This window comes from Polaribacter sp. WD7 (assembly GCF_003335085.1).
Classification (GTDB): domain Bacteria; phylum Bacteroidota; class Bacteroidia; order Flavobacteriales; family Flavobacteriaceae; genus Polaribacter.
The window spans coordinates 228,183-241,293 of record NZ_QPEJ01000015.1; the positions used below are offsets into that span (position 1 = coordinate 228,183).

A 13,111-nucleotide genomic window follows, 5' to 3' on the forward strand; every position below is an offset into this window, starting at 1 on the left:
TAGAAGGTGGGCAAAGATACAACCAAAAATACTTTTTTATGACAAATTGGCAGAAAAAATAATGCTCTAAATCTGTTAATTATTTCTTGAAAATTGATGAAATAATTTTTTTTATCAAAAAACTAACTACTTTTGCAGTCTGAAAACATGAGTATTTAGGGCGTTTTCACAGATAAAAGAAGATAAATGGCAAAGAATTTAGTAATAGTTGAGTCTCCTGCAAAAGCAAAAACGATTGAAAAATTTCTTGGAAAAGAATTTCAAGTAGAATCGAGTTACGGACACATCGCAGATTTACCGTCTAAAGAATTAGGGATAGATGTAGAGGGAGATTTTAGTCCTAAATACATCATTTCTGATGATAAAAAACCCGTAGTAAAAAAATTAAAATCGTTAGCTAAAAAAGCAAAAACAATTTGGTTAGCAAGTGATGAGGATAGAGAAGGAGAAGCTATTGCGTGGCATTTAAAAGAGCAACTAGAGTTGAATGATGACAATACCAAACGTATTGTTTTTCATGAAATTACGAAAAAAGCCATTTTAAAAGCTGTAGAAAACCCTAGAGATATTGATTATAATATGGTTAACGCTCAACAAGCGCGTAGGGTTCTAGACAGATTAGTTGGGTATGAACTTTCACCTGTCCTATGGCGCAAAGTAAAAGGAGGTTTGTCTGCAGGTAGAGTACAATCTGTAGCTGTAAGGTTGATAGTAGAAAGAGAACGAAGTATTCAAGAATTTAAGGCAGAGTCTCATTATAAAGTAATTGCAGAATTTTTAACTGTAGAAGGAAAAAAGTTTAAAGCAACTATTCCTAAAAACTTCAATTCTAAATCATCTGCAGAAGCATTTTTAAAATCTTGTGCAGATGCAAATTTTTCTATAGCAGATTTAACAAAAAAGCCTGCAAAAAAATCTCCAGCAGCTCCATTTACAACGTCAACATTACAACAAGAGGCTTCTCGTAAATTAGGTTTTCCGGTAGGTAAAACCATGCAAGTTGCTCAACGTTTGTATGAAGCAGGTTTGATTACCTATATGAGAACAGATAGTGTAAATTTGTCTGTAGATGCAAGAAATGAGGCCGAAGAAGAAATTGTAAATTATTACGGTAAAGAATACAGTAAACAACGTGTGTTTAAGTCGAAAGCTAAAGGAGCACAAGAAGCCCATGAAGCAATTCGTCCTACAAACATGAAAATGCACGGGATTGATACAGAATACGATCAAAATAGATTGTATGATTTAATTTGGAAAAGAACATTGGCGTCTCAAATGAGTGATGCGCAGTTGGAAAGAACCAATGTAAAAATTCAAAATTCAAATAATGATAAGATTTTTACTGCTAATGGAGAGATGATAAAGTTTGAAGGATTCTTAAAAGTGTATTTAGAAGGTACTGATAATGAGGAAGAAGAACAAGCAGGGATGTTGCCAAATTTGAAAGTTAATGACAATTTAACGTATAATTTTATAAACGCTACGCAGCGTTTTACGAGCCCGCCTTATCGTTTTACAGAGGCTTCTTTGGTAAAGCAATTAGAAGAATTAGGTATTGGTAGACCTTCTACATACGCACCAACAATTTCTACAGTACAAAGAAGAGGTTACATAGAGAAAGGGCAAGACGAGGGTAAAGAGAGAAATTATGAGCAGTTAATTTTAACTGACGGCACTATAAAAAGCAAATCTTTAACAGAAAAAACTGGTGCTAATAAAAATAAGTTAGTTCCTACAGATATTGGTAACATAGTAAACGATTTTCTAGTGGCTAATTTTTCGAATATTTTAGATTTTGGGTTTACAGCTAAAGTAGAAAATTCTTTTGATGATATTTCTGAAGGTGAAGAAAATTGGACAGAAATGATAAAAGATTTCTACATTAAATTTCATGATAATGTAGAAGATGTAAAAGAAAATGCAGAAAGAGAAAGCGGAGAACGTATTTTAGGAAAGCACCCAGAAAGTGGTAAAACAGTATTGGTTAGACTTGGTAAATTTGGTCCGATTGCACAAATAGGAGCTCCAGAAGACGAAGAAAAACAGTTTGCAAGTTTAAATAAAGATCAGAATTTAGGAACAATAACTCTAGAAGAGGCATTAGAATTGTTTTTATTACCTAAAACTTTAGGAGTTTACGAAGGTGAAGAAGTTATAGTTTCTAATGGCCGTTTTGGACCTTATGTAAAATTTGGTAAGATGTATGTTTCTTTAGATAAAGGTGAAAATCCGATGGAGGTTGATCTCAATAGAGCAGAAGAACTTATAGAGGCTAAGAAAAAAGCAGATGCACCAATTTATCATCATGAAGATTTGCCTGTTCAAAAAGGTGTAGGGCGTTTTGGACCTTTTTTAAAGTGGAATGGGATGTTTATCAATGTAAACAAAAAATATGACTTTGATAACTTGTCTGATATTGATATTGTTACTTTAATAGAAGAAAAGAAACAAAAAGAAATAGATAAGGTAATTCATAACTGGGAAGATGTTGGAATTAAGGTTGAAAAAGCAAGGTGGGGAAGGTTTAATGTAATTAAAGGCAAGATTAAAGTAGAATTACCAAAAACTACTAAAATCGAAAAGTTATCTAAGGAGGAAGCTGTCAAAATGATTGAAGCAAAAACACCAAAGAAAAAAACTACAAAAAGAAAAACTACCACTAAAAAAACAGTAAAAAAGAAATAAGTATTTCTTATATTGCGTTAGTTTTCTAAAAAAAATTGATGAACCAAGATTTTTTAACCCCTATAAAAGATTCGGTTGTAGCACATTTAGTGTTGCAGTCTCCATTGTGTCTTGGTAAAAAAATTAAATTTCATTCCGCTCAAGAAGGTTTTCCAGATCTAGAAAATATCACTATTGCAATTTTTGGTGTTCAAGAAGATAGAAATTCAGAAAACAATTTTGGTTGTGGAGATCATTTGCAATTTATTCGTAGAAAACTGTATCAATTATTTCCTGGAAATTGGGATACTGAAATAGCTGATTTAGGAAACGTTTTAAAAGGAAACACTGTAAAAGATACTTATTTTGCGGTAAGAGAAATTATTTCAGACTTACTTAAAAGTAATATTTTACCCATTATCATAGGAGGAGGTCAAGATATTACCTATGTTAATTACAGAGCATACGATACCTTAGAGCAAACTGTAAATATCACAACAGTGGACAGTCGTTTTGATATCGGAAATTTAGATGATGAACTGACTTCACAATCTTATCTAAGTAAAATTATTATGGAGCAACCTAATAATTTGTTTAACTATTGCAATGTAGGATACCAAACGTACTTCAATCCTCAAGAAGAAATTCAACTGCTAGAAAGTTTAAATTTTGATGCATACAGATTGGGTAGGGCAAAAGAGTTAGAAAATATAGAACCAGCATTTAGAAATGCAGATATTGTTTCAATAGATATAGGAGCTATAAGGCAAAGTGAAGCGCCTGCAAATAACAATGCATCACCAAATGGTTTTTATGGAGAAGAAATTTGTGCCATATCCAGATACGCAGGTTTAAGTGATAAAGTATCTTCTTTTGGTATATATGAATACAACTCTAAATACGATAATAATCATCAAACCGCTAATTTAATAGCACAAATGATTTGGTATTTTATAGAAGGAGTAAATTACAGAGTAAAAGACTATCCGTTTTCAGGTAAAGAAAACTATCAAAAGTTTACTGTGCTATTAGAAAATGATGATCCAATGGTTTTTTACAAGAGTAATAAATCAGGAAGATGGTGGATGGAGATAAATATTTTGTCAGATAATAAATATAAAAGGCATGCGTTAATACCATGTACATATAACGATTACATTGAAGCTACCAAACAGAATATACCTGAAAAATGGTATAAGGCTATGAAAAAAATGGTGTAATCAAAAAAGAATAGAATAACATTACGTTAAAATGCATTACGAACGTTGTATTTTAGCAAAAAAAATAATAGGTTTACGAACTTTTTAGTAAAGATATTTTATAATATGAAAAAAGCAGCAATATTTGCACTTTTAGTAACCGTTTTATACAGTTGTGGCTCTAATGATAGAGGAGAGTTGGTTGGAGTAAGGTCTAAGAAAAAATGGTTTTCAGAAAAGCCTTTTGGAATGGCGCTAATTCCTGGTGGGTCTTTTACCATGGGAAAACAAGATCAAGACGTTATAGGAACATTAAATTCTCCTACAAAAACAGTAACAGTAAGGCCTTATTATATGGACGAAACTGAAGTTACCAACAATGAGTACAAAGAGTTCGTTTTTTGGGTTAAAGATTCTGTAGTAAGAACAAGACTAGCATATCAACAAGAATTTGCAGCTATGATTGCAGGAAATCCAGATGGCACACCTTTGTCAGGAGGCATTCATGATTATGCTTTTGCTGTAGCAGATACAACAGATGCATCAGCATATCAAAAATACATGTACGACAATTATTGGAGTTTAGGAGATGGTATAGATTCTATAAAACCATTAAATTGGAATGTTGATATTATTTGGGATAAAGAAGAATTTCCAGATGTAGATTATGTAGAGGTTATGGATTCTTTATATATTCCTAGAGAAGAAGCCGTAGACGGTTTGAGAACATTTAATACAAAATTCTTAAAATACAGGTATTCTTGGTTTGATAGAGATAATGCAGCAAGAAAAGGGGGCAATAGAAAAGATTTTGTAATTACAGAAGTACTAAATATCTATCCAGATACAACAGCATGGGTTAAAGATTTTAATTACTCTTACAACGACCCTATGCATCAAGATTATTTTAATCATCAATCTTATGGAGATTACCCAGTAGTTGGGGTTACATGGGGGCAAGCAAACGCTTTTTGTAATTGGAGAACTAAAAAGAAAAATGATTATTTAAGAAGTAGAAAAAACGCTACTACTGTTCCAAATTTTAGATTGCCTACAGAAGCAGAATGGGAATATGCTGCAAGAGGAGGCCTAGAATTTGCAACATATCCTTGGGGTACAGGAGGTACAACAAGTGATAGAGGTTGTTTTTTAGCAAATTTTAAACCTGTTCGTGGTAATTATGCTGTAGATGGTGCATTGTATACAATGGAAGCAAAATCATTTAATGCTAACGATTATGGTTTATACAACATGGCAGGAAATGTAGCAGAATGGACAAATACTGCATACAATCTATCTTCATACTATATGGCCTCAACAATGAATCCAAACGTAGAGGATCGAAAAAATAAAAGGAAAATTATTCGTGGTGGATCTTGGAAAGATGTTGCTTATTTCTTAGAGGTCTCTTCAAGAGATTACGAATATGCAGATACAGCAAGAAGTTACATAGGCTTTAGAACTGTACAAAACTACATAGGAACTTCAAACAAATAAAAAAAAAGAATAAAAATTAAAAAAATATTATGGCACAGTCAAGAACTTACAAAAAAACAATGAATTTTGTATACGGAATGGGAGCAGCAGTAGTTATCGTTGGAGCTTTATTTAAAATCCAACACATTTCTATTGGCCCAATAACAGGAGGTGTAATGTTAACAATTGGTCTGCTAGTAGAAGCTGCAGTATTTGCAATATCTGCTTTTGATACTCCTGAAGAAGAATTTGACTGGTCTAAAGTATACCCAGAGTTAGGAGAAGGTGGTAATGTTTCTGAACCAGAAAATACACAAGGTCTATTATCTCAAAAATTAGACAATTTATTACAAGAAGCAAAAATAGATGCTTCTCTAATGAGTAGTTTAGGAAATAGCATGAAAAATTTCCAAAATGCTGCCGAAGGTTTGTCTTCAGCATCAGAATCGGTTTCCTCTACAAACAAATACAATGAACAAGTTTCTTTAGCCGCAGCACAAATGGAAACTTTAAATAATTTATATAAAGTTCAAGTTGAAAATGTAGGGAAACAATCTGAGCTTAACGGAGCGGTTGCTGAAAATGCTGAAAAATTAAAAGCTCAAATGGATGCCTTAGCAGAAAACTTATCTTCTTTAAACGGAGTTTATGGTGGGATGCTTTCTGCAATGTCAAAAAAATAATTAGTGATAATTTGTATAAATATTAACTGTAAAACTAATTAAGAATGGCAGGAGGAAAAATGTCCGCAAGACAAAAAATGATAAACTTAATGTACCTCGTATTTATTGCAATGTTAGCATTAAATATGAGTAAAGAAGTTTTATCGGCTTTTGGCTTTATGAATGAGAAATTGTCGGATAATAACAAATCAACAATTGAAAAAAACAATGCTGCCTATGCTAATCTAGCTACAAAAGCTAGTGAGCAAGCTGCAAAATTTGGGCCTTTAAAGAAAAAAGCAGACCAAATAAAACAATACTCGGATGAATTTTATAGCTATATAGCTGAAGTAAAATCTGATATGTTAGCTACCATAGAAGATAATAAAGATTATGAATCTATGGATAAAACTGATTTTTTGGATGCTTATTTCTTTAAAGGAGATGGGTATACTCCAAAAGGACAAGAGTTTTTGAATAAAATTAATGGTTACAGGACAAACATCATCAATGAGTTAGGTCAAGATAATAAGTACGTTCCTGTTATTAAAGAACGATTTAATACTGATGATGTTAACAGAGGAGGAAAAAAAACAGAGCCTTGGTTAAGAGCTAGATATGAAGGTTTCCCTATGATAGCTTCTTTAACAAATCTTACACAAATACAAGCAGATATTAGAAATACGGAAAGCGATATTGTCGCTGATTTATTAGGAGGCCAACTGGAGTCTGAGGTGTCTTTGAATAACTATAAGGGTATCGTAGCTTTAGATAAAAATGCATATTTTTCAGGAGAAAAAGTTACAGGTAAAATTGTATTAGGACGCTACGATGCCACTTTAGAACCAGATAAAGTAATTTTAAACGGTAAAGATTATAGCAACATCAAAGCGGGTCAAGTTATTATAGATATGCCAGCAGGTAATGTAGGAAGCCATGATGTTAAAGGTAAAATAACTTTTACACAAGGAGGCGAACCAGTAGAAGTACCTTTTGAAAGTTCGTATTCTGTAATACCAGAACCAAGTACTGCCGTAGTTTCTGCTGATAAAATGAATGTGGTCTATAGAGGTTTAGATAATCCAATTTCTGTATCGCTACCAGGTGTTAGCGATAATAATCTAAAAGTATCTGCTTCAGGAGGTAGAATTGCTGGAAGAGGAGGAAAATATAGCGTAAGTCCAGGATCAGGCAAAGAACTCTCTATAAACGTAAGCGCAAAATTGAGTAGTGGTAAAAATGTTACTTCAAAAAAACAATTCAGAATAAAAGATATACCTGCAGCAATGGGAAGTGCTAGAGGGCAATTTGGAGTTGTTAGAATGCCAAAAGCAAGTTTAGCAAGAACTCCGATAGGAGCAGGTTTACCTGATTTTGTATTCGATTTAAAATTAAAAGTAAATAGTTTTAAGGTAAAAGTTCCGGGTCAGGTAACTGTCTTAGTTAAAGGTACTGTTTTTAGTGCACAAGCAAAAAAAGCATTAGCAAAGGCAAAGAGAGGAGATGTCGTTACAATTTTTGATATAAACGCATCTATAATAGGTAATTCTTCTTATAAATTACAAAAAGTATTACCTGTTAGTATAGAAATAACAAACTAGAAGAAAAAAATAGAATATGTTTAAAAATTGTTCAATATTATTTTTCGCTTTGATAATAAGCAGTTCAATATGTGCGCAAGCAAATTTATTGAATGTGAAATCTGTAGATCAAATAGGAAAGAAAAGTGATCAACAATTAGCCGCAGATAATGATGGGCCAATTCCTTATGGTTACATAGATGATAGAGATGTATTGTGGTCTAAAGTGGTTTGGGAATTTATTGATTTAAACCAAAAAATAAATTTACCATACTATTTTCCAATAGACACTACAAATATTTCCACTCATAGAAGATCTTTATTTGACACTTTATTAAAAGGAATTAAACAAGGAAAGATTAAAGAAGCATATTCAGATTCTTTTTTCACTTCAAAAGTAACTCAAGAAGAAATAGATACACGTTTAGTTAATGTTCGTGATGAAAATGGATACCAAGATACATTTAGAATTCAAACACAAGATGTAGAAGGGTATATGATAAAAGGAATGTGGTATTTTGACAAAAGACAAGGCGAATTAAAATATAGATTGTTGGCTTTAGCACCAATGGGCAAAGATGTACAAACATTAGGAGTTTCAGAAATTGATGATGAAAATTTATATGAGTTGTTTTGGATTTTTTATCCTTCGGCAAGACAGGTTTTACATGACTCTAAAGTTTTTAACCCTAAAAATGCATCCCAACCTATTTCTTTTGACCACATGTTAAATGCAAGAAGGTTTAGTGCAACAATTGTACGGGAAGAAAATATTTACGGTAACAGAGCAATATCTGACTACGTTAGAGGAAATTCTTTATTCCAATTGTTAGAAGCTAATAAGATTAAAGAAGATATTAGAAATAGAGAAATGGATATGTGGAATTACTAATAATGAATAACTGTCATTATATAAGACTATAAATTCAATAAAAAAATGAATAAGAAGCGTTCTGCAAAAGAACGCTTTTTTTGTGTAAAAAAGTTATTTTTGAAAAGTGAAGATAGATTATATTATAGTTGGTTTAGGTTTAGCAGGTTTAGCTTTTTGTGAAGAACTCTTAGCGGCAAACAAAACGTTTATAGTGTTTGAAGATGACTCACAAACATCTTCTTTAGTCGCTGGTGGCGTGTACAACCCTGTAATTTTGAAAAGATACACACCCGTATGGAATGCAAAACAGCAATTGGAAATTGCATTACCTTTTTACACTCATCTAGAAAAAAAATTGCAAATAGAAGTAGACCAAAAATTCATAACAAAAAAAGTTTTTAAATCTATAGAAGATCAAAACAATTGGTTCTCGGCATTAGACAAACCTAAATTAAAACCGTATTTAGATGGTAATTTAGACACAAGAAAATATAAAGGTGTTGTTTCTTTATATAATTTTGGTAATGTAAATAAAACAGGGAGAATAGATACATTGCAATTGGTAGAATCTTATAGAAAATATTTAAGAAAAAAAGAATGTATCCTTTTTGAACAATTCGATTATTCAGTTTTAGAAATTTTAGAAAATAAAATTCGTTATAAAAATATAGAAACAAAAAAGATTGTTTTTGCAGAAGGTTTTGGTGTTAAGAAAAACCCATTCTTTAATCACCTACCTTTACATGAAGCTAAGGGAGAATTACTTACCATACACGCTCCAAATCTTAAAATAGATTTTTTATTAAAATCCACTCTATTTGTATTGCCTTTGGGCAATCATTATTATAAGGTAGGGGCAACTTTCAATTGGAAAGATAAAACTTCCATTCCTTCACAAGAAGGAAAAGAAGAGTTAACCAATAAGCTTAAAAAAGTAATTGATGTACCCTATACAATAGTACAGCAAACCGCAGGTATTAGGCCCACTGTAAAAGATAGAAGACCTTTGGTGGGGGTTCATTCTAAACATTCTCAATTGTCAATATTAAATGGTTTAGGTACTAGAGGGGTAATGATAGCACCAACAGTTGCAAAAGAATTGTTTAACCATCTAGAATATGATGAAAAACTAGATAAAGAAATTGATATTAGTAGGTTTTTTTGATGTTTTAAATTATTATTTTTTGGTGCACAAAAAGTGGGGGATAGACCTTTTATAAGTAATAGATCTACTTTAAGTGCACCTTTTAAAAAATATTAATTTGTGAAAGTCTTCATCTTTTTATGAATTAGTGCTTAATAAAGTTATTATTTTTATTTAGAGATGCTAATCTTCTTTTTTCATTATCACGCAGATAAAAATATAAACAATAACAACTATTTGCTTTTCTTCTTTGAGTCTTGAAGTCTATTCTTTTTTTGTAACGTTTTATTTGCTTTTGAAATATCATTATTAAATTTTCAAAAAAAATCTCCTACAAAAATCGATACATTGTTTTAATTTATATTAGGTGTTAATACCCTATACACTAAAAATATTTAGTTAAATAAATGCTTGTTCTTTTGAACCCATGTATAAAGAGCTCTAGTTTGTTGAGGTAAATCTAATTTTAAGATTATTTTACTTCGGTATTTCTCTACTGTTCTTGGTGATAAAAATAGCAGATGACCAATTTCTTTATTGCTCTTATGTTGCGCAATTAGTTTTAAAATTCGTTTTTCAGCAACACTGAATATAGTTAGAATGGAAGAAGATTCTTCTGTAAAACCAATGAATTTTTGTAAAGCTTCACTAAAATAAGGTGTTTGTTTAGATACAGTAATAATGCAGTTTTCGATTTCATCTAAGGCAAACTCTTTTAACAGATAACCAAACACCCCGTTTTTTTTAGAAGCCAAATAAAGGTTCATATCTTTATGTAAAGTAATTAATATGATTTTTGTTTTCAGTTTGTTTTTTTTACAATATTCTGCTATTTCTAAACCAGAATAAAAAGGCATTTCAACATCCAAAATAGCAATATCTGGTATGTTTTTTATAATGAAATTTAATGCACTTCTACCTTCAACTGCTTTTCCTACTACATTAAATTTTTTTTCTAATAATAAATCTTGTAGTCCTTTTAATAAAATAGGATGATCATCAGCTATAAAAATTTTTAAGGTACTCAAATTTTAGGTATTTTAATGGTTATATTGGTTCCTCCATTTTTAAAAGAATCTATTTTTAAACTACCTTTTAAAAAATTAACACGTTCTTTTATATTCTTTAAACCAAGACTATTTAGAAGGCTATATTTATCTTTAAAATGAAAGCCAATTCCATTATCTTTTATATATAAATACAAATAATGTTTTTTATTTATTAATGTAATTCTTGCAGAATCTGCCTTAGAATGCTTGATGATATTTGATAAACATTCTTGAACAATTCTAAAAAGGTGAGTTTGATTTTCTTCTTTTAAAACTCCTTCAATATTATCAAAGTCGTAAAAAAAATATATTCCTTTATAAGAATTATCTAGCTGTTTAATTAAATTTTTAAGAGCATCATTTATTGATATCTGATTAAATTGTAAAGGTCGTAAAAACCTAGATATTGTTCTTACTTCATCAATAGATTTTTTAACTAATTCTTTAATATTTTGTGGGCAACATCTGGTAATCTCGTTATTAATTAATAATAGTGTTTGTCCTAGGCTATCATGTAAGTCTTTAGAAATTCGTTTACGTTCTTGTTCTTGAAATAAAATTAAATTTTGGGCATATTTTTCTCGAAGATCTTTTTTCTTATGCAAAATATTACGCTTAAATATTAAAATAATAACTAGAATAATTAAACTAGTACCTACCATTCCAAAAAGAATAATTTTAGTTTTGTGTTTTTTGTCTTGTTCTAATAACTTTATTTTAGAATTGCTATATGCAATAATTTTTTTGTTTTTTTCGCTCTCAAAAAGTGCAAAAATGTAATTGACAGCATTAATTTTTTCTAAAGAATTAAGAGAGTCTTTTTTTTTCGTATAAATCTTATAATAATACAATTCTTGCTTAGGGTCATTTAATTTTTCAAATACAAGAGATAGTAGTTTTACTGCCTCCAATTTGGTTTCTGGAGATAAGTTTTTCTTTTTAAGTAGATAGGTTAGTTTTTTTTTAGCTTTTTGAAATTTATTAGATCCAAATAATAAAAAAGCTTCAGATAAACAGAATGCATTTTTTATAAAATGATTTTCATCAATATTAATAATATATTCTTGAGATTTTTTAAAATATTTAGACGCTTCTGTTATATTTTTTGTGGCATAAAATTTTGTAAGAGAAGTATATATGCCAATTTTTAAGTGGTCTGCTGTTTTATGGGTTATTTGTTCAAGCGCTTTTAGTAAATATTCTTCTTGTTTATTTATATTAGAACTTTTTTTATAACTATTTGCAAGGTAGCAGAAATTAAAAATAAGTCCGTCTGTTTTTTTTAACTTAATTTTCTCTTCAATCAATTTTTCACTTTCAGAAATTGCTTTCTTATAAAAGCCACACGAAGTATTTAAGTTTATAATACATTGTCTTACTAAAAAAATATATTCTAAATCGTTTAAATTTTTGTAATACTTTATGGCAAGATGAAAGTTTTTCATAGCCTCTACGTATTTTTTTGTTTCAAGATATAACTGTCCCTTAAAAAAAATTACATCTGCGATAAAGATAGAATCTCTCTTGCCAAAAAAGTTTAATGCTTTGTTGTAACTATTTATTGCTTTTTTAAAATTGTTATTATTGTAATAAGCTGCACCTTTATCAGTAAATAATTTACCAATTAAATTAGAGTCATTTACTTGTAAGGAGTATTTTTCTACCTTATTTATCAAACTTAAGATGTTATTAGTTTTCCCTAACTGATGCCCTATATAATTATAACACTCTAAAACTTTATTAATTGCTTTTTCGTAATCTTTATGTTTTATAGATAAATCAACAAATTTGTTTGTGTATTTTAAAAAAGCTTTGTGTTTCTTTTCTTTCTTATATACTAGCAATAAACTATCTAAAGATAATAGCTGATTACTAAAGTTTTTAATAGTATCCTTTTGTTGTATGTTTTTGTAGATTTTACTTTGAGAAAAACCATAAGAAAAAATTAGAGAGACAAAAATATTTAATAAAAATTTCATCGTTATACTATAAAATTAGAAAGTAATTCGGGATAATTAGTTCGTATTAATACCCAAAAAAAAAGATTTATTTCTTGTAGGGTATAAACATGTTTATCCAAAGTAACCGAGAAAGTCTTAAGTTTATAGGAGCCAAAATTATAAGGACTACAACAATAGCTAAAAAACTTTGTAATAATGTAAAATTTAAAACTAATTTACATAGTAAAAAAGTAGTAACACTCAAAGCCACAGTAATGCCATAATTTACATACATGGCACCGTAAAAGAAAGAAGGTTCTAGCATATACTTTAAACTACATTTAGGACAATTGTGGTGCAGTTGCGTTATTTTTGAAGGATGAAACGTAAAATTATATTTAAAGAACTCACCCTCATGACATCGAGGACATTTTCCTTTTAAAATACTATATAGCTTTGTCCCTTTTTTTATCATTCCCCACATTAAATTATATACTTTTGTAAAGATAACATCTTTCAAATT

Annotated in this window: 10 protein-coding genes; 7 read left to right on the forward strand and 3 right to left on the reverse strand. The window is 30.0% G+C overall.

What is annotated here, in order from left to right:
- Window positions 1-186: 186 nt before the first annotated feature.
- The 7 genes from topA to DUT90_RS03640 all read left to right on the forward strand — a co-directional run bounded on the left by topA (window position 187) and on the right by DUT90_RS03640 (window position 9,620).
- Window positions 187-2,685 (forward strand): type I DNA topoisomerase, encoded by a 2,499-nt coding sequence (gene topA, locus DUT90_RS03610; protein WP_114425452.1) that lies wholly within the window; start codon window positions 187-189, stop codon window positions 2,683-2,685.
- A gap of 38 nt (window positions 2,686-2,723) precedes the next feature.
- Entirely contained in the window at window positions 2,724-3,884 is a 1,161-nt protein-coding gene (locus DUT90_RS03615) for a formimidoylglutamase (RefSeq protein ID WP_114425454.1), read from the forward strand.
- A 105-nt stretch (window positions 3,885-3,989) separates the two neighbouring features.
- A complete protein-coding gene (gene gldK, locus DUT90_RS03620) occupies window positions 3,990-5,360 on the forward strand; it encodes a gliding motility lipoprotein GldK (protein ID WP_114425455.1) in 1,371 nt (456 codons plus the stop codon).
- Between the two features lie 29 nt (window positions 5,361-5,389).
- Window positions 5,390-6,022: a gliding motility protein GldL gene (gldL, locus tag DUT90_RS03625; RefSeq protein WP_114425457.1), complete on the forward strand. Its 633-nt coding sequence runs from the start codon at window positions 5,390-5,392 to the stop codon at window positions 6,020-6,022.
- 44 nt (window positions 6,023-6,066) lie between these two features.
- Window positions 6,067-7,602 (forward strand): gliding motility protein GldM, encoded by a 1,536-nt coding sequence (gene gldM, locus DUT90_RS03630; RefSeq protein ID WP_114425459.1) that lies wholly within the window; start codon window positions 6,067-6,069, stop codon window positions 7,600-7,602.
- 16 nt (window positions 7,603-7,618) lie between these two features.
- Complete coding sequence (gldN, locus tag DUT90_RS03635) at window positions 7,619-8,473, forward strand: gliding motility protein GldN (protein ID WP_114425460.1); 855 nt, start codon at window positions 7,619-7,621, stop codon at window positions 8,471-8,473.
- Between the two features lie 106 nt (window positions 8,474-8,579).
- Window positions 8,580-9,620: an FAD-binding oxidoreductase gene (locus DUT90_RS03640; RefSeq protein ID WP_114425461.1), complete on the forward strand. Its 1,041-nt coding sequence runs from the start codon at window positions 8,580-8,582 to the stop codon at window positions 9,618-9,620.
- A 374-nt stretch (window positions 9,621-9,994) separates the two neighbouring features.
- On the opposite strand, the gene DUT90_RS03645 is transcribed toward DUT90_RS03640, so the two are convergent.
- From DUT90_RS03645 to DUT90_RS03655, 3 genes are all read right to left on the reverse strand, one after another.
- Window positions 9,995-10,627, reverse strand: a complete 633-nt coding sequence (locus DUT90_RS03645; protein WP_114425463.1) for a response regulator transcription factor — start codon at window positions 10,625-10,627, stop codon at window positions 9,995-9,997.
- Window positions 10,624-12,627 (reverse strand): sensor histidine kinase, encoded by a 2,004-nt coding sequence (locus DUT90_RS03650; RefSeq protein ID WP_114425465.1) that lies wholly within the window; start codon window positions 12,625-12,627, stop codon window positions 10,624-10,626. The genes DUT90_RS03645 and DUT90_RS03650 overlap by 4 nt, the downstream gene beginning before the upstream one ends.
- 67 nt (window positions 12,628-12,694) lie before the next feature.
- On the reverse strand, window positions 12,695-13,108 hold the full coding sequence (locus tag DUT90_RS03655) for a DUF983 domain-containing protein (RefSeq protein ID WP_258848494.1): 414 nt from the start codon (window positions 13,106-13,108) through the stop codon (window positions 12,695-12,697).
- Window positions 13,109-13,111 lie beyond the last annotated feature (3 nt).

Excerpts from the sequence above, each read along its gene's own strand:
- topA (WP_114425452.1), top strand. The coding sequence starts at position 187 with ATGGCAAAGAATTTAGTAATAGTTGAGTCTCCTGCAAAAGCAAAAACG.
- gldK (WP_114425455.1), top strand. The coding sequence starts at position 3,990 with ATGAAAAAAGCAGCAATATTTGCACTTTTAGTAACCGTTTTATACAGT.
- gldN (WP_114425460.1), top strand. The coding sequence starts at position 7,619 with ATGTTTAAAAATTGTTCAATATTATTTTTCGCTTTGATAATAAGCAGT.
- DUT90_RS03650 (WP_114425465.1), bottom strand. The coding sequence starts at position 12,627 with ATGAAATTTTTATTAAATATTTTTGTCTCTCTAATTTTTTCTTATGGT.
- gldL (WP_114425457.1), top strand. The coding sequence starts at position 5,390 with ATGGCACAGTCAAGAACTTACAAAAAAACAATGAATTTTGTATACGGA.
- DUT90_RS03615 (WP_114425454.1), top strand. The coding sequence starts at position 2,724 with ATGAACCAAGATTTTTTAACCCCTATAAAAGATTCGGTTGTAGCACAT.
- gldM (WP_114425459.1), top strand. The coding sequence starts at position 6,067 with ATGGCAGGAGGAAAAATGTCCGCAAGACAAAAAATGATAAACTTAATG.